This is a genomic window from Cellulosimicrobium composti, from assembly GCF_009711085.1.
Classification (GTDB): domain Bacteria; phylum Actinomycetota; class Actinomycetes; order Actinomycetales; family Cellulomonadaceae; genus Cellulosimicrobium; species Cellulosimicrobium composti.
The window spans coordinates 136,452-157,182 of sequence record NZ_WMKA01000003.1 but is presented as its reverse complement, the minus strand read 5'-3'; the positions used below and the strand labels follow the sequence as shown (position 1 = coordinate 157,182).

The following is a 20,731-nucleotide window of genomic DNA, read 5'->3' as shown; positions in this document are numbered from 1 at the left end:
CCGACCCCTCTTTCACGCCCCTGGCGAACAACGGCATACGGAGGGGGTACGGCTCGTTCGAACCGCATAGAGTCAATGCGGTCAGGCTTGTACCCGTCGTCCGGCGGGCAGGTGTACGCCGCTCACGAGGAGCAGCACATGTTCGAGAGATTCACAGACCGAGCCCGTCGGGTCGTCGTCCTCGCCCAGGAAGAGGCGCGGATGCTCAACCACAACTACATCGGCACCGAGCACATCCTCCTCGGCCTCATCCACGAGGGCGAGGGTGTCGCGGCCAAGGCGCTGGAGTCCCTCGGGATCTCCCTCGACGGCGTCCGCACCCAGGTGACCGAGATCATCGGCGAGGGCCAGCAGGCCCCGAGCGGGCACATCCCGTTCACGCCGCGCGCCAAGAAGGTGCTCGAGCTGTCGCTGCGCGAGGCGCTGCAGCTCGGTCACAACTACATCGGCACCGAGCACATCCTGCTCGGCCTCATCCGCGAGGGCGAGGGCGTCGCCGCTCAGGTCCTGACGAAGATGGGCGCCGACCTCAACAAGGTGCGTCAGCAGGTCATCCAGCTCCTGTCCGGCTACCAGGGCAAGGAGCCCGTCGCCGCGGGCGGTCCCACCGAGGGCCAGCCGTCGGGGTCGGCCGTGCTCGACCAGTTCGGGCGCAACCTCACCCAGGCCGCGCGCGAGGGCAAGCTCGACCCGGTGATCGGGCGCAGCCTCGAGATCGAGCGCGTCATGCAGGTGCTGAGCCGCCGCACCAAGAACAACCCCGTCCTCATCGGCGAGCCCGGCGTCGGCAAGACCGCCGTCGTCGAGGGCCTCGCGCAGGACATCGTGCGCGGCGACGTCCCCGAGACGCTCAAGGACAAGCAGCTCTACACGCTCGACCTCGGCGCGCTCGTGGCCGGCTCGCGCTACCGCGGTGACTTCGAGGAGCGCCTGAAGAAGGTGCTCAAGGAGATCCGCACGCGCGGCGACATCATCCTGTTCATCGACGAGATCCACACGCTCGTCGGGGCGGGTGCCGCCGAGGGCGCGATCGACGCCGCGAGCATCCTCAAGCCGATGCTCGCGCGCGGCGAGCTGCAGACGATCGGCGCGACGACGCTCGACGAGTACCGCAAGCACGTCGAGAAGGACCCGGCCCTGGAGCGCCGCTTCCAGCCGATCCAGGTCGCCGAGCCGTCCCTCCCGCACGCGATCGAGATCCTCAAGGGCCTGCGCGACCGCTACGAGGCGCACCACCGCGTGTCCATCACGGACTCCGCGCTGGTCTCGGCGGCCACGCTCGCGGACCGGTACATCAACGACCGGTTCCTCCCGGACAAGGCGATCGACCTCATCGACGAGGCGGGCGCGCGCCTGCGCATCCGCCGCATGACGGCCCCGCCGGAGCTCAAGGAGCTCGACGAGGAGATCGCCGAGGCTCGCCGCGAGAAGGAGTCCGCGATCGACGCGCAGGACTTCGAGAAGGCCGCCGGCCTGCGCGACAAGGAGAAGCAGCTCACCGCGAAGCGCGCCGACAAGGAGAAGGCGTGGAAGTCCGGTGACCTGGACACCGTCGCCGAGGTGGACGAGGAGCTGATCGCCGAGGTCCTGGCCATGGCCACGGGCATCCCGGTCTTCAAGCTCACCGAGGAGGAGTCCAGCCGCCTGCTCAACATGGAGGACGAGCTGCACAAGCGCGTCGTCGGCCAGGAGGCCGCGATCAAGGCGCTGTCGCAGGCCATCCGCCGGACGCGTGCGGGCCTCAAGGACCCGAAGCGCCCGGGTGGGTCGTTCATCTTCGCCGGCCCGACCGGCGTCGGGAAGACCGAGCTGGCCAAGGCGCTCGCCGAGTTCCTCTTCGGGGACGAGGACGCGCTCATCCAGCTCGACATGTCGGAGTTCTCCGAGAAGCACACCGTCTCGCGGCTGTTCGGCTCGCCCCCCGGCTACGTCGGGTACGACGAGGGTGGCCAGCTCACCGAGAAGGTGCGGCGCAAGCCGTTCTCGGTCGTCCTGTTCGACGAGGTGGAGAAGGCCCACGCGGACATTTTCAACTCGCTCCTGCAGATCCTCGAGGACGGTCGTCTGACCGACTCGCAGGGCCGCGTCGTGGACTTCAAGAACACCGTCATCATCATGACGACCAACCTCGGCACGCGGGACATCGCCAAGGGCGTCCAGACCGGCTTCAACGCCGGCGGCGACCTGGTCACGTCCTACGAGCGCATGAAGGCGAAGGTCAACGAGGAGCTCAAGCAGCACTTCCGCCCCGAGTTCCTCAACCGCGTCGACGACGTGGTGGTCTTCCCGCAGCTCTCGCAGGACGAGATCATCCAGATCGTCGACCTCATGATCGCCCGTCTCGACGCCCGCCTGCGGGACAAGGACATGGGCATCGAGCTCACCCAGCCGGCGAAGCAGCTCCTCGCCGAGAAGGGCTACGACCCGGTCCTCGGTGCTCGTCCGCTGCGCCGCGCGATCCAGCGCGACATCGAGGACGTGCTCTCCGAGAAGATCCTGTTCGGCGAGCTCAAGGCCGGCGAGATCGTGCTGGTCGACGCCGAGGGCGAGGGCCTGCTCGGGGAGTTCACCTTCCGGGGCGTCCCCAAGGGCGAGCACGACCGCGGCCCGGTGAGCGTGGGTGCGGCCGCCGCGCTCGACGCCCCGACCGGCGTCTCGGTCCGCGACCTGCCCCCCACGGGCGAGCTGCAGGCCGGCGCCGAGTGACGCGCCGGTGGACCGGCAGCCGGTCCACCGGCACCGCCTGACACACGGGCCCCGATCCTCCTGAGGGAGGGTCGGGGCCCGTCGTCGTTCCCGGTGCCCACGAGCACGGGATCCGACCCTGGACAGCGGAACTTGACAGATCTAGCCTCGTAACACGCAGGATCGATCATCCCGGAGGGCTCGGTCTGACGGCCGAGCCCTTCGTGATGTCCGATGACTGATGCCGTAGCGCGGGCGATCAGCTCGCGGTGCCCCACATATCGCCCCCTCGTGTGTACGATAGATTGGATGAATCCGGAGCCAGGGCGGCTCGACGTGACGGAAGGACGACGGTGACCGGTCACGACGTCGTGGACGCGCACCACCACCTCTGGGTGCGCGCGCGCACGCCCCAGGACTGGATCGACCCGGACACCATGGCGGCGATCGACCGGGACTTCGAGCCCGCGGACCTCCCCGCGGCGGCGCACGGCGTCCGCGCGACCGTCGTCGTGCAGTCCGCGAGCGCCTGGGCAGAGTCCGAGGAGCTGCTCGCGTCGTGCGCGTCGCCCGAGGGTCGCGCCGCCCGGCTCGCGGGGGCCGTCGTCTGGGCCGACCTCACCGCACCCGACCTGGCCGACCGGCTGGCCGCGCTGCGCGCCGGCCCCGGCGGGGAGCACCTCGTGGGCGTGCGGACCATGGTCCAGGCCGAGCCCGACCCCGACTACCTCGACCGCGCCGACGTGCGGCGCGGCATCGCCGCCGTGGGGGCGGCCGGCCTCGCGTTCGACCTCGTCCTGCGCGACCACCAGCTCGCCGCCGCAGCGCGGCTCGTCGCCGCGCTCCCCGACGTGCGCTTCGTGCTCGACCACCTCGGCAAGCCCCGGCTCGACGCCGCGTCCGCTCCCGGCGCGTCGCGCGACGTGCTCGCCGCGTGGCGCGCCGACCTCGCCGCGCTCGCCGCGCACGAGAACGTCACCGCGAAGCTGTCCGGCCTCGTCACCGAGGCCCGCTGGGACGCGTGGACGCCGGCCGACCTGCTGCCCGCCGTCGACCACGCGCTCGACGTGCTCGGGCCGGACCGGCTCATGGTCGGGTCCGACTGGCCCGTGTGCCTGCTCGCGAGCGACTACGGGCGCTGGATCGAGACGCTGCGCGTGCTGCTCGCCGGGCTCACGCCGACCGAGAGCGCCGCGGTGTGGGCCGGGACCGCGCGCCGCGTCTACGGCCTCACCGGCCCCGCCGACGCCACCGTCGCCGTCCCCCAGACCGAGGAGAGCCACCCGTGACAGCACCCACGAGCACGACCCGCGAGCTCGACGGCGTGCGCGCCGTCGTCACCGGCGGCGCCTCCGGCATCGGCGCGGCGATCGTCACCGCGATGCTCGCGCGCGGCGCGGCGGTCACGTCGCTCGACCGCACGACCGACGGCGTGCCCGACGGCGCCCGTGCCGAGGTCGCGGACGTCACCGACGACGCCGCGGTCCGCGCCGCCGTCGAGAGCGCGGCCGCCGCGATGGGCGGGATCGACGTCGTCGTCAACAACGCGGGCATCGGCGCGCAGGGGACGGTCGCCGACAACGACGACGCCGAGTGGCTGCGCGTCCTCGACGTCAACGTCCTGGGGACCGTGCGCGTGACGCGCGCCGCGCTGCCCCACCTGCGCGCGTCCGACCGCGCGGCCGTCGTCAACACGTGCTCCATCGCGGCGTGGACCGGCCTGCCGTCGCGTGCGCTGTACTCCGCGTCCAAGGGCGCCGTCCAGGCGCTCACGCTCGCGATGGCCGCCGATCACGTGCGCGAGGGGATCCGCGTGAACTGCGTGAACCCCGGCACCGTCGACACCCCGTGGGTCGGCCGCCTGCTCGACGCCGCGGACGACCCCGCCGCCGAGCGCGCCGCGCTGGAGGCGCGCCAGCCCACGGGACGGCTCGTGAGCCCCGAGGCCGTCGCGCACGCCGTGTGCTACCTCGCGAGCCCGCTCGCGGAGGCGACCACGGGTGCGGCGCTCGCGGTCGACGGCGGCATGCACACGCTTCGGGTCCGCCCGCCGGCGGCGTCGTGACGCGCGAGACGGCGGACGCGCCGGCGGCCGCGCTCCCGACGCGCGAGGTGCGGGGCACGGGCGTGCGGCTCACGTCCCTCGGGTTCGGCGCCGCGCAGGCGGGCAACCTCTTCCGCGCCACGACGGACGAGGAGTCGGCGGCCGCGGTCGAGGCGGCGTGGGACCTGGGCGTCCGGTACTTCGACACCGCCCCGCACTACGGCCTCGGGCTCTCCGAGCGGCGTCTCGGGGCCGCGCTGCGGGGCCGCCCGCGTGACGAGTACGTGGTGTCGAGCAAGGTCGGCAGGCTCCTCGTCCCGTCACCGGGGACCGCGCACGAGAGGGACCCGGACCTCTTCGACGTCCCGGCGGACCACCGCCGCGTGTGGGACTTCTCGCGCGACGGCGTGCTGCGCTCGATCGACGCGACGCTCGCGCGCACCGGGCTCGACCGGGTCGACGTCGTCTACCTCCACGACCCGGACGACCACGAGGACGCGGCGGTGCACGAGGCGCTGCCCGCGCTCGTCGACCTGCGCGACCAGGGCGTCGTCGGGGCGATCGGCGCCGGGATGAACCAGTCCGCGATGCTCGCGCGGTTCGTCCGCACCGGGGACGTGGACGTCGTCATGTGCGCGGGCCGGTTCACGCTCCTCGAGCAGCCGGCGCTCGCCGACCTCCTGCCCGCGGCCGTCGAGCACGGCGCCGCCGTCGTCGTCGCGGGCGTCTACAACTCCGGCCTGCTCGCGCGCGACGTGCCGCCCGACGACGCGACGTACGACTACGCGCGGGCCCCCGCCGCGCTCCTCGAGCGGACCCGGCGGATCGCCGCGGTCTGCGCCGAGCACGGTGTGACGCTGCCCGAGGCCGCGCTCGCGTACGTGCGGCGGCACCCCGCCGTCGCGAGCACCGTCGTCGGGCTCCGGACGCCCGGCCAGGTGCGCGAGGCGTACGCGCGGCACACAGCCGTCGTGCCGGACGACCTGTGGGACGCGCTCGTGCGCGCGGGCCTGCTTCCCGAGGACGCGGCGCCCTCGCGCGACGCGCGCACCCCCTGACCCGAGAGGAACGACCGCATGCACCTGCTCCGCCTGGGCCCCGCCGGCCAGGAGATCCCCGCCGTCGCGGAGGGCGGCACGACCTACGACCTGCGGCCGCTGACCGCCGACGTCGACGGGGCGTTCCTCGCGGCGGACGGCGTCGCGCGCGTGCGGGCGGCGCTCGCCGCGGGCGCGCTGCCCGTGCTCGACGGCGCGGACCGCCTGCGCCGCGGGGCGCCGATCGCGCGGCCGGCCGCGGTCGTGTGCATCGGGCAGAACTACGCCGCGCACGCCGCCGAGTCGGGCGCCGAGCCCCCGGCGACGCCGATCGTCTTCCTCAAGCACCCGAACACCGTGGTCGGGCCCGACGACACGCTCCCGGTGCCGCCGGGCGCCGAGCGGCTCGACTGGGAGGTCGAGCTCGGGGTGGTCGTCGGGCGCCGCGCGAGCTACCTCGCCTCGCCGGATGACGCGCTCGCGCACGTCGCGGGGTACACGGCCGTCGACGACGTGAGCGAGCGCGCGTGGCAGCTCGACGAGTCGCTGGGGCAGTGGTCCAAGGGCAAGTGCGGGCCCGGGTTCGCACCGACCGGCCCGGCGCTCGTCCCCGCGGACGAGCTCGACGCACGGGACGTGCGCCTGCGCTCGTGGGTGAACGGCGAGCCCCGTCAGGACTCGACGACGGCGGACATGATCTTCGACGTCGCGTACCTCGTGTGGCACCTCTCGCAGTACATGGCGCTGGAGCCGGGTGACCTGATCTGCACCGGGACGCCGCAGGGCGTCGCCCTCTCCGGGCGTTTCCCGTACCTGCGCGACGGCGACGTCGTCGAGGTCGAGATCGAGGGCGTCGGCCGCCAGCGGCACGCCGTGGCCGACGCCGACGTCCCGGTCCGTGCTGCGGGCGCCGCCGTCGCCGCGGGGTGACGGCGTGCTGCGCTTCCCTCTCCTGCACCCGGAGCTGATCGGCGCGCTCGCCGCCGCGGGGCACGGGGCGCGCGTCCTGCTCGCGGACGCGAACTACCCGCACTCGACGGGCGTGCGCGCCGGGGCGGCGCGCGTGCACCTCAACCTGCGGCCCGGGCTCGTCACGGTCGACCAGGTGCTCGAGGTGCTGCTCGGCGCGGTGCCGGTCGAGTCGGCGGCCGTCATGGCGCCGTCCGGCGCCGCGGGTGACGTGCTCCCGGCCGGCGCCCGGGTGCCCGCGCACGCGGGGTACCGGGACGCGCTCGCGGCGGCGGCGCCGTCCGCGACGTGGCAGGACCTCGACCGACCCGCGTTCTACGACGCGGCGCGCGGCGACGACGTCGCGCTCCTCGTGGCGACCGGGGACCAGCGCGTGTACGCGAACCTGCTGCTCACGATCGGGGTCCGCCAGGTCTGATGAACAGGCCGTTGATGGTCGAATCATCAGATGTTGAAACGCTCACGGTCGCCGTAAGGTCGCGAATCGGGCGCGAGACCTGGGCAGAGATGGGGCGAAGTCTTGAAATGCATCTGATGTCTGCGGTAGAACTGACCTCGGTCACCACCAAGCAAAGGGGCTTCACGTGAGCACGGACCCGACCCCCGCGGTGCGCGCGGGCGACCCGCCGCCGGCGGGCACGCTGCTGCGTGTCGAGGGCATCACCAAGTCCTTCCCCGGGGTCCGGGCGCTCGACGACGTCCGCCTCGACCTGCGCCGTGGCGAGGTCCTCGCGCTCGTGGGGGAGAACGGGGCCGGCAAGTCGACGCTCATGAAGCTGCTCTCGGGGATCCACCAGCCCGACGCCGGGACCATGGAGCTCGACGGCGCGGCGCTCGACGTGCGCTCACCCCGCGAGGCGAACGAGCGCGGGATCAGCATCATCCACCAGGAGTTCCACCTCATGCCCGACCTCTCGGTCGCGCAGAACATCTTCGCGGGGCGCGAGCCGCGGCGCCTGGGGCTCATCGACGACCGCGCGCTCGTGCGCCGCGCCACCGGGCTGTTCGAGCGGCTCGGGATCCCCCTGGACCCGCGCCAGCCGGTGTCGCAGCTCAGCGTCGCCGGGCAGCAGATGGTCGAGATCGCCAAGGCGCTGTCGTTCGACGCGAAGGTCCTCATCATGGACGAGCCGACCGCCGCGCTCAACGACGCCGAGGTGCGCACGCTCTTCCGGCTCGTCCGCCAGTTCCTGACCCCCCGGACGGGCGTCATCTACATCTCCCACCGCATGGAGGAGATCAAGGAGATCTCGGACCGCATCACCGTCCTGCGCGACGGCCGCTACATCGACACGCTCGACACCCCCGGGACTGCCGTCGCCGACGTCATCGCGCGCATGGTCGGGCGCGAGATCCGCACCGACGTGCGGCCCGCGCCCGCCCCGACCGGCCGCCCCGTCGTGCTGTCCGTGCGCGGGCTGAGCACCCGCAGGCTGCTCAAGGACGTCTCGTTCGACCTCCACGAGGGAGAGATCCTCGGCTTCGCCGGCCTCATGGGCGCGGGTCGCACGGAGGTCGCGCGCGCCCTCGTCGGCGCCGACCGCAGCACGGGCCGCGTCGAGGTCCGCGGGCGTGCCGTGCACGTGCGCAACCCGGCCGACGCCGTGCGGCACGGCATCGGCTACCTGTCGGAGGACCGCAAGCGGTACGGCCTCCTGCTCGACCAGGACGTCACCGCGAACGTCATGCTGTCCTCGCTGGGCCGCGAGAGCCGGGCCGGGTTCGTGCGCGACGGCGACGCGCGGCGCGTCGCGACCGACATGGTCCGCCGCCTCGCCATCAAGACGCCGTCGGTGCGCCAGCGCACGAAGAACCTCTCGGGCGGCAACCAGCAGAAGGTCGTGCTCGCCAAGTGGCTCGTGCGCGACTGCGACGTGCTCGTCGTCGACGAGCCGACGCGCGGCATCGACGTCGGCGCGAAGGAGGAGATCTACGACCTCCTGCGCACGCTCGCGGACCAGGGCAAGGCGATCGTCATGATCTCGTCCGAGCTGCCGGAGGTCCTGCGCCTGTCCGAGCGGATCGTCGTCATGTGCGAGGGCCGGGTCACCGGTGTCCTCGACAACGCCGACGCCACCCCGCACAACGTCATGGAGCTCGCGACGCGCTTCGGCGGCGCCGAGCACCTCCTCGCCACGACCGGAGACGCCCGATGACCTCGACCACCACCGTCACCGACGCCCTGCCCGACGCCGTCGTGACATCGCGCGGCCCGCGCTACCGCCAGCAGCTCCAGCAGATCCTCGCGTTCGCCGGCCTCGTGGTGATCTTCGCGTTCTTCTCGGTCGCGAGCCCGTACTTCCTCGACTGGGCGAACATCAAGGGCATCCTGCTCGCCACCGCGGTCACCGGGATCATGGCGCTCGGCGCGACGTTCGTCATCGCCACGGGCGGGATCGACCTGTCGGTCGGGACCGGGATGACGCTGTGCGCCGTCATGACGGGCGTGTTCCTCACCAACCTCGGTCTCCCGCTCGCGGTGGGCGTGCTCGGCGGGATCGCGGCCGGGGCGCTGCTCGGGCTCGTCAACGGCCTCAACGTGTCGTTCCTCGGCATCCCGCCGTTCATCGCGACGCTCGCGACCATGATGGTCGCGCAGGGCCTGTCGCTCGTCATCTCCGGCACCAAGCCCATCTACTTCTCCGACGTCGCGGGCTTCGGCCAGATCGCGCTCGGCGAGCTCGTGCCCGGGCTGCCGAACGCCGTCCTCATCTTCTTCGTCGCCGCCGTCGTCGCGGGCGTGCTGCTCAGCAAGTCGCTCGTCGGCCGGTACGCGCTGTCCATCGGCTCCAACGAGGAGGCGACGGCGATCTCCGGCATCGACGTGCGGCGCTGGAAGGTCGTGGTCTACACGGTCGCGGGCGTCTTCACCGGGCTCGCGGGCGTCGTCATGGCGTCGCGGCTCAACTCGGCCCAGCCCGGCCTCGGGCTCGGGTACGAGCTCGAGGCGATCGCCGCCGTCGTCATCGGCGGCACGTCCCTGCGCGGCGGCAAGGCCACGATCCTCGGGACCGTGATCGGCGCGCTCATCATGGCCACGCTCACCAACGGCCTGCGGATCATGTCGATCCCGCAGGAGTGGCAGAAGGTCGCTGTCGGCGTCGTCATCCTCCTCGCCGTCTACACCGACATCCTCCGGCGTGGCAAGGACGCCTGACCCCGGCGCCCGCCCGCCCTCCACCCGTCCGAACCTCCCTCGTCTCCCCGACGACGACGTCATCCCCCGAAGGAGCACCCTCATGAAGACCACCCGTGCCGCACGCCTGAAGCACGTCGGCGCCGCGGGGGCCGTCGCCCTCCTCCTCGCGCTCGGCGCGTGCAGCTCCGCCGCCGACGACGGGTCCGCACCCGGCGGGGGCGACGGCGGCACCCCGTACGTCGCGCTCGTCTCCAAGGGCTTCCAGCACCAGTTCTGGCAGGCCGTGAAGCAGGGCGCGGACGAGGCCGCCGAGGAGCTCGGCGTCGAGGTGACGTTCGAGGGCCCGGAGACCGAGACCGAGGTCGACAAGCAGCTCTCCATGCTGCAGACCGCGCTCGACAAGAACCCCGACGCCATCGGCTTCGCCGCGCTCGACTCCGAGGCGTCGATCCCGCTCATGGCGGACGCCCAGTCCCGCGGCATCCCCGTCGTCGCGTTCGACTCCGGCGTCGAGTCCGACGTGCCGATCACCACGGTGTCGACCGACAACGAGGCCGCCGCCGCCGAGGCGGCGAAGCACATGGTCGAGCTCATCGGCGGCAGCGGGAAGATCGCCGTGCTCGGGCACGACCAGACGTCGCAGACGGGTCAGCAGCGCGTCTCCGGGTTCGTCGACTACATCGAGGAGAACGCGCCCGACGTCGAGATCGTCGACGTCCAGTACGCCGGCGGCGACCAGCTCAAGTCGGCGGACGCCGCGAAGTCGATCCTCCAGGCGAACCCCGACCTCCAGGGCATCTACGGCACCAACGAGGGCGCCGCGACGGGCGTCGTCAAGGCGGTGCAGGAGCTCGGCAGGGCGGGCACGCTCACCGTGATCGGCTTCGACTCCGGCAAGGCCCAGACCGACGCCATCCGTGACGGCCTCATGGCGGGTGCCATCACGCAGAACCCCGTCGGCATCGGCTACGAGACCGTCCGCGCCGCCGTCGCCGCGATCAACGGCGAGGACGTCGAGCCCGTCATCGACTCGGGCTTCTACTGGTACGACGCGACGAACATCGACGACGAGGACATCGCCGCGGTCCTCTACGAGTGACCGACGGCCCGTCACCCGACGACCGGCCCGGCGCGGGGACGACCCCTGAGGTCGCCCCGGCGCCGGGCCTTTCGCGTCGTGGTCCGGGTCACGCTCGGCGACGGCCCGCGTGGTCGGGTCCGCGGGTCGAGTCCGCTGGTCGGGTCGGGAGACGGCCCGCGTGGCCGGGTTCGCGGGTGGCGTGTCTTCGGTGCTCGGGCTGCCGCGCCGTCACCTGCGTCCGTCGGGCGGCGGTCTGCGCGCGCGGCGTCGACGCCCTTCGCATCCGAGGCCACCCCGCCCGCTCGCGGTGCCCTCTCCCACCCGCCCCGACTACGCAGCCGGACGGACGCGTCGGCACGCCCCGACCACCCAGCGGGACGGACAAGCCCCCGACCATCCAGCCGGACGGACGCCGTCGTCCGCGCTCCTGGAGAGATCAGGCGTCGTCGTCGGGGAGGTCGTCCGGGACGCGGGGGAGGGACTCCTCGACGCCGAGGAGGTGGTTCGCCATCCGCAGCCGCGCCCGCTCCGCGTCGCCCGCGGCGAGCGCGCGCCAGATCGCCTCGTGCTCTCCGTGCGTGCGTTCCTCGGCGCCCTCCTCGTGGAGGCCGCGCCACAGGCGCTCGCGGACGGTGCGGCTGGCGAGCGACTCGACGAGCGCGGCGAGGACGGGGTTGCCGGTGTGGGCGGCGATGATGCGGTGGAACGCGATGTCGGACTCGATGAAGCGCTCGTGGTCGACGGTGGGCTCGCGCAGGATGTCGTCGACCTGGTCGAGGACGGCGCGCGCCTCGGCGAGGGCCTCGGGGGTGATGCGGGTCGCGGCGAGGCCGGCGGCCTCGGTCTCGAGGATGCGGCGCACGTGGTGGAAGGGGAGGGCGCTGCCGTCTCCCTGGAGGTCGACGACGAAGCCCATGGGGGACAGCAGGCGCCCGGGGTCGAGGCTCGTGACGTAGGTGCCGTCGCCCTGGCGGGTGTCGACGATCCCGAGGATGGACAGCGCGCGCACGCCTTCGCGCAGGGAGCCGCGCGAGACGCCGAGGGCCTCGGCGAGGTCCTTCTCGACGGGGAGGCGGTCGCCGGGACCGAGCTCTCCGTCGAGGATCATGCGCTTGATGCCGTCGACGACCTCATCCGTGCGGGACATACGAGAAGTATGACCTATCGCCACGCCGCGGCGGGCGATTCCTCTGATGACTGCGCGGTCACGCGTGCGGTCTCGCGCGCGCGGCGCTCGGCCCAGTACTCGCCGTCGGGGAACCGGAACCGCGCGACGGACGCGGCGTGAATCTGCGTCGAGTAGCCGGGGCGTCGGGGCAGCACGTAGCCGCTCCCGGAGCCGGTGTCCGCGACGACGCACGGGTCGGTGAAGTGCTCGTGCAGGTGGTCGACGTACTCGGTGACGCGGTCGGTGAGGTCGCCGGCGATCGCGACGTAGTCCAGGACGGAGACGTGCTGCACCATCTCGCACAGGCCGACGCCGCCCGCGTGCGGGCACACGGGGACGCCGAACTTCGCGGCGAGCAGCAGGACGGCGACGATCTCGTTGACGCTCGCGAGGCGGCCCGTGTCGAGCTGGCAGAAGTCGATCGCCCCGGCCTGGAAGAACTGCTTGAACATGACGCGGTTGTGGCAGTGCTCGCCGGTCGCGACGCGGACGGGGGCGACGGCGCGGCGCACGGCCGCGTGCCCGAGGACGTCGTCGGGCGACGTGGGCTCCTCGATCCACAGGGGGTCGAACGGCGCGAGCGCGGCCATCCACTCGATCGCCTGGGGCACGTCCCACACCTGGTTCGCGTCGACCATGAGCCGCCGGTCGGGACCGATGACCTCGCGCGCGATGGTGAGGCGGCGCACGTCGTCGGCGAGGTCGGCGCCCACCTTGAGCTTGATGTGCCCGTACCCGGCGTCGACGGCCTCCTGGCAAAGCCGGCGCAGCTTGTCGTCGTCGTACCCGAGCCAGCCGGCGGAGGTCGTGTAGACGGGGTAGCCGGTGCGCTCGAGGTGGGCGATGCGCTCGGCCTTGGTGGCGGCCCTGGCCTCGAGGAGCGCGACCGCCTCGTCGGCGGTGAGCGCGTCGGAGAGGTAGCGCAGGTCGGCGACGGCGACGAGCTCGGCGGGGGTCATGTCCGCGAGCAGGCGCCACAGCGGCTTGCCCGCGCGCCGGGCGACGAGGTCCCACGTCGCGTTGAGCACGGCCGCGACCGACAGGTGCACGACGCCCTTCTCGGGCCCGAGCCAGCGCAGCTGCGAGTCGGACGTGAGCGCGCGGTACACGCCGCCCATGTCCGCGGCGAGCTCGTCGACGTCGCGCCCCACGAGCGCGGCGGCCTGCTGGCGCGCGGTCTCCGCGACGATGTCGTTGCCGCGGCCGATGGTGAACGTGAGGCCGTGGCCGGCGAGCGGGTCCCCGAGCGTGTCGGTGCCGTCGGTGCGGAGCACGACGTACGCGGCCGAGTAGTCGGCGTCCTTGTTCATCGCGTCCGAGCCGTCCGCCGTGAGCGACGTCGGGAAGCGGACGTCCTCGATCTCGACGCTCGTGATCCTCGCCATGCGTATCCTCGCCGTCCCCGCGGACGACCGCGGAATACATCAGATGACTTGATCAATCTAGAGGAGCGAATCGGGCGGGGTCAAGCCGATCCGCGTGCGCTGCCCGCCTAGACGTCGAATGAGTCACGCTCGCACCGGGTGCGAGGGGTACGGTCCGGGCGTGGACCCGGACCAGCTCGACGACCTCGCCGCGCGGCTGCGCGCCGCCGGGTGCGTCTTCGCCGAGGAGGAGGCCGCGCGCCTGGTCGAGCGGGCCGACGACGCGCACCACCTGGAGGCGCTCGTCGCGCGCCGCGTCGAGGGCGAGCCGCTCGAGCACGTGCTCGGGTACGTCGACTTCCACGGCCTGCGGATCGCCGTCGACCCGGGGGTGTTCGTCCCGCGCCAGCGCACGGTCCTGCTCGTGGACGAGGCGGTCGCGCTCGTGCGGCGGCGCACGGTCCGCACGCGGCCGCCCGGGACCGTGCCCGGGCAGGCCGACGACCCGGTCGTGGTCGTCGACGTGTGCTGCGGTGCCGGTGCGCTCGGTCTCGCGGTCGCCACGGACCTCGGGTCCGGGGCCGACGCCGGACGCTGCCCCGTGGACCTGCATGTGACCGACCTCGACCCCGCGGCCGTCGCGTGCGCGGCGCGCAACGTCGCCGCCGTGGGCGGTGTCGCGTACCGGGGCGACCTGTTCGACCCCCTGCCGACGCGCCTGCGTGGCCGCGTCGACGTGCTGCTCGCCAACGTCCCCTACGTGCCCACCGGCGAGATCCCGCTGCTTCCTCCGGAGGCGCGCGACCACGAGGCGCGCGTCGCGCTCGACGGCGGCGGCGACGGCCTCGACGTCCTACGTCGGGTGGCGGCCGACGCGCTGCGCTGGCTCGCGCCCGGCGGCCACCTGCTCACCGAGTCGGGGGAGCGGCAGGCGCCCGGCGCCGTCGCCGTGCTGGAGCGCGCCGGGCTCGCCGCGCGCGTGGTCCGGGACGAAGAGATCGGCGCGACGGTCGTCGTCGGCACGCGGCGCGACGGGCGGACCGACTGACGAGCGCCCGTCCGGACGGAATCGCGCCGACGACGAGGACGCGCGGCGCTGTCCGGGCGTCATCCCGGCGCCCGGTGCAAGACGCGCGGCACCCGCCACACAGTCCGGGCATGAGGGGCAGGACCGGCGCGGCGGGCATGGTGCGCCGTGGTGCGCTCGTGGTCGCGGTCGCGGGGGCGGCGGCCGTGGCCGTCGCGTGCAGCGGGCCGGGAGGCGGCCTCACCGTGGCGTGCCCCGCGATCGGTTATGTGGGGCGGCTCGAGGTGCGGCTCGACGACGCGTGGCCGGACCGGGACGCGCACGACGTCCGGGTCACCTGCCTGCCGGGGGAGCGAGGGTGCGAGCTCGTGCGCGACGGCACGCTCGTCGTCGCTCCGGAGCCCGCGGAGCCCCAGGTGCTCGACACGCCGACCGCGCCGGGCTCCACGCCGGAGCAGCCGTCCTCGACGCCGGACGCGCCGGCACCGGCGCCGGAGCGCCCCGCGGTGACCGGTCCCGAGTGGACGGGGACGAGTCTCACCGCACCGGAGCAGGTCGCGGTGCGCGTCGTCGAGAGCGGGTCCGGCGCGACCGTCCTCGCGACGAGCGTCGACGTCCCGTGGGACGTCGACGACCACCCGTACGGGCGCGACTGCGGAGGGCCCTGGAGCGCGAGCGTGGAGATCCCGCCGCCCGCGGGATGACGCCCGCCGTCGGCTACGCCGCGGGGCGCTGCAGGAGCGCGCGGATCTCCTTCTCCGCCTGGGTGGGACCGAGCGCCCGGCACCCGAGCGAGGTCCAGTGGGCGACGAGGCGCGGCTCGGCCCGCAGCAGCGCCCACCCGCGACGCACGAGCGTGAGCGGGGGCTTGCGCATCTCCGCGAGGTCGCGCAGGAGGCGGAACCAGAACGTCACGAGGCGCGGGCGGCGCAGGCACACCGCGTCGGCCAGCACGTCCTGCGCACGGCACGCCGCGACGATCTCCGCCGCGAAGATGCCCTCCGCGATGACGACGCGCGACCCCGTGACGTCGACGTGCGTCGTCCCGGTGCGCTGCGACGTCGGGATGTCGTACACGGGCACGTCCGCGTGCCCGGTGCGCGCGAGGTCGACGAGCGCCGCGACCGCCCCTGCGCCGTCCCACGACCGCGGGTCGTCCCAGTCGACGATCCCGAACCGGCGCGGCAGGTCCGGGTGGTCGTGGTCGAGGTAGAAGTCGTCGAGCGACACGACGGGCAGCCCGAGCCGCCGCGTGAGCGACGTCTTGCCCGAGCCCGACGCCCCGGTGAGCAGCACGATCCGGGTCGGCACCTCGCGCGACCCGGGCGGGAGGTCGAACAGCGCCGGGTCCCCGGCGGGTCCGGCGGGTACCGGGTCGGTCCGGGTGGCGGCGTCGGTCGGACCGCCGTCTCTGCCGTGCTGAGGGTCGCTCACGGGACACTATTGTCGCAGCGCGCGCGACCCCCCGGCCCGGACGGGGGTCGCCGCGGGCGCAGAAGGCGGTCGCGGGTCCGGGCGTACCCTTCCCCGGTGACCGCCGACCCCGCAGCCCTGCTCGCCCGCGACGCCCTCGACCGCCTCGACCGGTGGCAGCCGGTGGACCCCCGCCAGGAGGCGCTCGCGGCGCAGTACCGCGCGTTCGTCCGCGGCGACGCCGGCCCGCGCGCCGAGGCGGTGCGCCGCGACGGCGGCCCGCAGCACCTCACGGCGAGCTGCTTCGTCCTCAGCCCCGACCTCGACCACGTGCTGCTGTGCTTCCACCGCAAGGGCCGGTTCTGGGTGCAGGTCGGCGGGCACACCGAGCCGTGCGACACGACGCTCGCGGGCGCCGCGTACCGGGAGGCGCGCGAGGAGAGCGGCCTCGACGCGCTCGTGCCGTTCGACCCGGACCCCGACCCGTCGACCGGCGCGCCGCCGTCCTCGCCCGTCGACGTGCACCGCCACGACCTCGCCGCGGCGTTCGGCGCGTGCCGCACCCACTGGGACGTGGGCTTCGTCGCGTTCGCGGACCCGGGGGCGCGGACCGTCGTGAGCGACGAGAGCGAGGACGTCGCGTGGTTCCCCGTGGACGCGCTGCCCGCCGGGACGCCGGACGACTTCCCGGTGCGCCTCGCGACGGTGCTCGCCGAGGTGCGCCACCGCCGTCGGGCCTGACGGGCGGCCCGCGGCACTCAGGCGCCGACGAGCACGACGTGGAGCGTGCGCGGTCCGTGCACGCCCTCGACGCGCGAGAGCTCGATGTCGCTCGTCGCGCTGGGGCCGCTGATCCACGTCTGCGGGCGCTCGGGGTGGGCGGCGAGCAGGCGCACGGCCTCGGGCACGGTCTGCACCACCTGGTCGGTGCGCACGACGCACACGTGCACGTCGGGGACGAGCGTGACGGCCCGCCGGCCCTGGTCGGGCTCGCCGTCGAGGACGATCGTGCCCGTGTCGGCGATCGCGACGCGGGCCGCGGTCACGACGGCGTCCGTGCGGTCGAGCTCGTCGGGCGTGCGCGGGTCGTCGCGCGCGTCCCGTACGACGGCGGTCGCGTCACCCAGCCCCCCGAGCCACGCCTCGTCGAGGCCGGCGGGCACGACGACGGACGTCGCGTCGGCGAGCAGGTCGCCGACGAGCGTGGCGACGTCGGCCGGGCCGGCAGCGTGGTGCACGTGCGCCCGGTAGTCGACGAGCCGGTCGACGAGGACCTCCACCGCCTCCGGCGACCCGGGCGTCAGGTCGCCGCGCTCGCGGTAGGCGCGCGGCACGGTGCCCGCCGTCGCGCGGCCTGTCGCCGGGCCGGGTGCCGGTGCTCCGAGCGCGGCGCGCACGCGCGCGAGGACGTCGTCGCGCGCGCTCACGGGCGCTCACCCCCCTCGGTGCGGGGCTCGTCGACCGGGCGGTCGCGCCACCAGTCGCGGAACGTCTGCTGCGCGGGGGCGGGCAGGTCGCGCGAGCGGGTCCAGCCGGACGCGGGCGGCGGGAGCGTCGAGATCCGGCCCGACGACCCGGCGACCACGCGCCCCAGGCCCGCGGCCCTGCCCGCGAGCCCGAACCGCCGCGCGTCGGACATGACGAACGACGCCGCCTTCATCGCGGCGCCCCACCCGGTGGGGCGGCCGCGGTCGGCGTCGACCTCGCGCGCGCGGAGCTCGACGAGGATCGACGGGATGTCGATCTTCACGGGGCACACCTCGTAGCACGCGCCGCACAGCGTCGAGGCGTAGGGGAGCGAGGCGTTCGGGTCGTCGTGGCCCGAGAGCCCGCCGGAGGCCTTCGTGAGCTGCGGCGTGAGGATCGCGCCGATCGGGCCGGGGTACACCGACCCGTACGCGTGGCCGCCCACCCGCTCGTACACCGGGCACACGTTGAGGCACGCCGAGCAGCGGATGCAGTGCAGCGCGGCCCGCCCGACCTCGTCGGCGAGGACGTCGGTGCGCCCGTTGTCGAGCAGCACGAGGTGGAACTCCTGCGGGCCGTCGCCGGGCGTGACGCCCGTCCACAGGGACGTGTAGGGGTTCATGCGCTCGCCCGTGGACGACCGCGGCAGGAGCTGGAGGAACACCTCCAGGTCGGTGTACGTGGGCACGACCTTCTCGATCCCCATGACGGTGATGAGCGTCTCGGGGAGCGTGAGGCACATGCGGCCGTTGCCCTCGGACTCGACGACGGTCAGCGTCCCCGTGTCCGCGACGCCGAAGTTCGCGCCGCTGATCGCGACCTTCGCCGAGAGGAACTTGCGGCGCAGGTGGGCGCGCGCGGCCATCGCGAGCTCGCGCGGCACGTCCGACAGGTCGGGCGGGGCGTCGCCCATCCGCGCGAGGAAGATTTCGCGGATCTCGGCGCGGTTGCGGTGGATCGCGGGCACGAGGATGTGGGACGGCATGTCGTCCGCGAGCTGCACGATGAGCTCCGCGAGGTCCGTCTCGTACGCCGCGATCCCCTCGGCGGCGAGCGCCTCGTTGAGGCCGGTCTCCTGCGTCGCCATGGACTTCACCTTGACGACCTCGTCGACGCCCTTCGCCTTCACGAGGTCCGCGACGATCCGGTTCGCCTCGTCCGCGTCGCGCGCCCAGTGCACGACGCCGCCGCGCGCCACGACGTTGCGCTCCAGCTCCTCGAGGAGCTCCGGCAGGCGCGCCATGACGTCGGTCTTGATCGCCGACCCCGCGTCCCGCAGCGCCTCCCAGTCCGGCACCTCGCCCACGACGGCGGCGCGCTTGGTCCGGATCGTCGAGGTCGCGTGCGCGAGGTTGCGGCGCAGCTGGGTGTTCTGGAGGGCCACGCGGGCCGCGTCGGGGAACGCGTCTCCCCACCGCAGGGGGGCGTCCGGGTGCGGCACGTCGCCGAACGCGTCCGACGCCCGGCCCGCGCTCGCGGAGGTGCCGTGCCCGCCCGGATGCGCGACGTCGTCGGGCAGGGTGCGTGCGCCGCGCCGGACGGGCAGGCCGAGGAACGTCCGGGTCATCGCGCGCTCCCGTCCGTCGCGCCGGCCGCGACCGGGGCGGGCGCGTCCTTCGTGGACGCGAGGATCTCCGCGAGGTGCAGCGTGCGCACGCCCGCGCGGATGCGCGACAGGCCACCGCCGATGTGCATGAGGCACGACGCGTCTCCGGCGGTGAGGACCTCGGCGCCCGTCGCCTTCACGTGCGTCATCTTGTCGGCGAGCATCGCCGTCGAGGTCTCGGCGTTCTTCAGCGCGAACGTGCCGCCGAACCCGCAGCACGACTCGGCCGCGGGCAGCTCGACGAGGTCGATGCCCTCGACGGCGCGCAGGAGCCGCAGGGGCTTGTCGCCCACGTGCAGCATGCGCAGCGAGTGGCACGTCGGGTGGTACGTGACCCGGTGCGGGAAGTAGGCACCGACGTCGGTCACGCCGAGCACGTCGACGAGCAGCTCGGAGAGCTCGTACGTCTTCGCGGCGACCGCGTCGGCGGTGCGCGCGAGGTCGTCGAGGCCGGCGCGTCGGCAGACCATGCCCTGTTGGTGCCGCACGGAGCCGGTGCACGATCCGGACGGCACGACGATCGCGTCCCACTCGCCGTCGAGCACGGGGGAGAACGCCTCGACGTGGTTGCGCACGACGGGCACGGCCTCGTCGAGGTAGCCGGTGTTGACGTGCATCTGGCCGCAGCACGCCTGGCGCTCGGGGAAGAACACCTCGTGCCCCAGCCGTTCGAGCAGGAGCGCGGTGGCGCGCGGCGCCTGGGGGAACATCACGTCGCCGAGACAGGTCGCGGTGAGGGCTATGCGCATCGTTGCTCCGGGAGACGGTGTGTCGGGTCCAGTCTAGTCGCGCCGCGTCCCCGCCGCGCGCCGGGACCCCGCGGTGAGGCGCCGCGGGTGTGGTCTGACCACAGGTCGCCACTGTAGACCATCGCCGGCGGTGTGGTCTGACCACAGGTCGCCTACCCTGGGCGCGTGCGCACCCACGAACGCGTCCTCGCCCGGATCGAGGCGGACCTCGCCGCGGGCCGCTGGGCGCTCGGCGAGCGGCTCCCCGCGGAGCGGTCGCTCGCCGACGAGCTCGGCGTCTCGCGGCCGTCGGTGCGCGAGGCCATCCGCGTGCTCGAGGCCATGGGCATCGTGCGCACGGCCGTCGGGTCCGGGCCCGACGCCGGGGCGACGGTGATCGACCGGCCCGCCGCGGGCCTCGGCGCGGCCGTGCGGCTGCACGTGGCGTCCGGGACGCTCGCGGTGCGCGACGTCGTCGAGACGCGCGTGCTGCTCGAGACGTGGGCGGCGCGGGCCGCGGGCGCGCGGGTCGCGCGCGCGTCCGCGCCTGACGGCGCCGACGACGACAGGGCCGAGGGCGACGGTGCCGACGACGGCGTCGCGGGCGTCCTCGGCCAGGCGCGCGCGCTCCTCGACCGCATGGACGACCCGGCGCTGCCCGCCGACGCGTTCCGCGAGCTCGACGCGACGTTCCACGTGCTGCTCGTCCGGCTCTCCGGCAACGCGCTCGTGGAGGCGATCATGACGGGACTGCGCGGCGCGGTCGAGTCCTACGTCGCCCGGGGGAGCGCGGCCCTGCCGTCCTGGGAGCGGACCGCCGCGCGCCTGCGCGCCGAGCACCGCGCGGTGCTCGACGCCGTCGCCGCGGGCGACGGCGAGCGCGCGGCCACCGCCGTGCGCGCGCACATCGAGGGCTTCTACGCCGAGACCGGCCTCTGACAGCCGGTGTCGTCCTCGTCCTCGACGGCGGGGCCGGGGGCCGTGGGCACGACCGTCTCGCCGG

19 protein-coding genes are annotated in these 20,731 nt (G+C 74.1%); 13 read left to right on the top strand and 6 right to left on the bottom strand.

Annotated features, from left to right (window positions below; genetic code table 11):
* Positions 1 to 138: 138 nt before the first annotated feature.
* From GJV82_RS02395 to GJV82_RS02355, 9 genes are all read left to right on the top strand, one after another.
* Positions 139 to 2,706, top strand: coding sequence for an ATP-dependent Clp protease ATP-binding subunit (locus GJV82_RS02395; protein WP_024838906.1), 2,568 nt, complete (start codon positions 139 to 141; stop codon positions 2,704 to 2,706).
* 332 nt (positions 2,707 to 3,038) lie between these two features.
* The gene (locus tag GJV82_RS02390) at positions 3,039 to 3,974 is read left to right on the top strand and encodes an amidohydrolase family protein (RefSeq protein ID WP_318657192.1); all 936 of its coding nucleotides are present in this window, start codon (positions 3,039 to 3,041) and stop codon (positions 3,972 to 3,974) included.
* The gene (locus tag GJV82_RS02385; RefSeq protein ID WP_196217167.1) at positions 3,971 to 4,750 is read left to right on the top strand and encodes an SDR family NAD(P)-dependent oxidoreductase; all 780 of its coding nucleotides are present in this window, start codon (positions 3,971 to 3,973) and stop codon (positions 4,748 to 4,750) included. Before GJV82_RS02390 ends, GJV82_RS02385 begins: the two co-directional genes overlap by 4 nt.
* Positions 4,747 to 5,787: an aldo/keto reductase gene (locus tag GJV82_RS02380; RefSeq protein WP_318657191.1), complete on the top strand. Its 1,041-nt coding sequence runs from the start codon at positions 4,747 to 4,749 to the stop codon at positions 5,785 to 5,787. Before GJV82_RS02385 ends, GJV82_RS02380 begins: the two co-directional genes overlap by 4 nt.
* Positions 5,788 to 5,805: 18 nt before the next feature.
* Positions 5,806 to 6,696 (top strand): fumarylacetoacetate hydrolase family protein, encoded by an 891-nt coding sequence (locus GJV82_RS02375; protein ID WP_155098100.1) that lies wholly within the window; start codon positions 5,806 to 5,808, stop codon positions 6,694 to 6,696.
* A 4-nt stretch (positions 6,697 to 6,700) separates the two neighbouring features.
* Positions 6,701 to 7,153, top strand: coding sequence for an RbsD/FucU domain-containing protein (locus GJV82_RS02370; RefSeq protein ID WP_024838901.1), 453 nt, complete (start codon positions 6,701 to 6,703; stop codon positions 7,151 to 7,153).
* 166 nt (positions 7,154 to 7,319) lie between these two features.
* Positions 7,320 to 8,891 (top strand): sugar ABC transporter ATP-binding protein, encoded by a 1,572-nt coding sequence (locus GJV82_RS02365; RefSeq protein ID WP_024838900.1) that lies wholly within the window; start codon positions 7,320 to 7,322, stop codon positions 8,889 to 8,891.
* The gene (locus GJV82_RS02360) at positions 8,888 to 9,892 is read left to right on the top strand and encodes an ABC transporter permease (RefSeq protein WP_024838899.1); all 1,005 of its coding nucleotides are present in this window, start codon (positions 8,888 to 8,890) and stop codon (positions 9,890 to 9,892) included. Before GJV82_RS02365 ends, GJV82_RS02360 begins: the two co-directional genes overlap by 4 nt.
* Before the next feature lie 82 nt (positions 9,893 to 9,974).
* Entirely contained in the window at positions 9,975 to 10,973 is a 999-nt protein-coding gene (locus GJV82_RS02355) for an ABC transporter substrate-binding protein (RefSeq protein ID WP_024838898.1), read from the top strand.
* 418 nt (positions 10,974 to 11,391) lie between these two features.
* Here GJV82_RS02355 and GJV82_RS02350 read toward each other — a convergent pair whose 3' ends face one another.
* Positions 11,392 to 12,102: a FadR/GntR family transcriptional regulator gene (locus GJV82_RS02350; RefSeq protein ID WP_024838897.1), complete on the bottom strand. Its 711-nt coding sequence runs from the start codon at positions 12,100 to 12,102 to the stop codon at positions 11,392 to 11,394.
* Between the two features lie 14 nt (positions 12,103 to 12,116).
* Positions 12,117 to 13,508, bottom strand: coding sequence for an enolase C-terminal domain-like protein (locus GJV82_RS02345; RefSeq protein WP_115941966.1), 1,392 nt, complete (start codon positions 13,506 to 13,508; stop codon positions 12,117 to 12,119).
* A gap of 160 nt (positions 13,509 to 13,668) precedes the next feature.
* Between GJV82_RS02345 and GJV82_RS02340 the strand changes: the two genes are divergently transcribed.
* Positions 13,669 to 14,535, top strand: coding sequence for a putative protein N(5)-glutamine methyltransferase (locus GJV82_RS02340; RefSeq protein WP_318657190.1), 867 nt, complete (start codon positions 13,669 to 13,671; stop codon positions 14,533 to 14,535).
* Between the two features lie 110 nt (positions 14,536 to 14,645).
* Entirely contained in the window at positions 14,646 to 15,218 is a 573-nt protein-coding gene (locus tag GJV82_RS02335) for a hypothetical protein (protein WP_155098098.1), read from the top strand.
* A 13-nt stretch (positions 15,219 to 15,231) separates the two neighbouring features.
* Here GJV82_RS02335 and GJV82_RS02330 read toward each other — a convergent pair whose 3' ends face one another.
* Positions 15,232 to 15,948, bottom strand: a complete 717-nt coding sequence (locus GJV82_RS02330) for a uridine kinase family protein (RefSeq protein WP_318657189.1) — start codon at positions 15,946 to 15,948, stop codon at positions 15,232 to 15,234.
* A gap of 96 nt (positions 15,949 to 16,044) precedes the next feature.
* Between GJV82_RS02330 and GJV82_RS02325 the strand changes: the two genes are divergently transcribed.
* Positions 16,045 to 16,668, top strand: coding sequence for an NUDIX hydrolase (locus GJV82_RS02325; protein ID WP_318657188.1), 624 nt, complete (start codon positions 16,045 to 16,047; stop codon positions 16,666 to 16,668).
* 17 nt (positions 16,669 to 16,685) lie between these two features.
* Here the strand turns inward: GJV82_RS02325 and GJV82_RS02320 are convergent, their stop codons facing one another.
* Genes GJV82_RS02320 through GJV82_RS02310 form a run of 3 tightly spaced genes read right to left on the bottom strand, consistent with a single transcriptional unit; the run spans position 16,686 to position 19,749 of the window.
* Positions 16,686 to 17,354 (bottom strand): LutC/YkgG family protein, encoded by a 669-nt coding sequence (locus GJV82_RS02320; RefSeq protein ID WP_318657187.1) that lies wholly within the window; start codon positions 17,352 to 17,354, stop codon positions 16,686 to 16,688.
* A complete protein-coding gene (locus tag GJV82_RS02315; RefSeq protein ID WP_155098097.1) occupies positions 17,351 to 18,961 on the bottom strand; it encodes a LutB/LldF family L-lactate oxidation iron-sulfur protein in 1,611 nt (536 codons plus the stop codon). Before GJV82_RS02315 ends, GJV82_RS02320 begins: the two co-directional genes overlap by 4 nt.
* On the bottom strand, positions 18,958 to 19,749 hold the full coding sequence (locus tag GJV82_RS02310; RefSeq protein ID WP_155098096.1) for a (Fe-S)-binding protein: 792 nt from the start codon (positions 19,747 to 19,749) through the stop codon (positions 18,958 to 18,960). The genes GJV82_RS02315 and GJV82_RS02310 overlap by 4 nt, the downstream gene beginning before the upstream one ends.
* 165 nt (positions 19,750 to 19,914) lie before the next feature.
* Here GJV82_RS02310 and GJV82_RS02305 point away from each other — a divergent pair, with 165 nt between their 5' ends.
* On the top strand, positions 19,915 to 20,667 hold the full coding sequence (locus tag GJV82_RS02305; protein ID WP_318657186.1) for a FadR/GntR family transcriptional regulator: 753 nt from the start codon (positions 19,915 to 19,917) through the stop codon (positions 20,665 to 20,667).
* Positions 20,668 to 20,731: the final 64 nt, after the last annotated feature.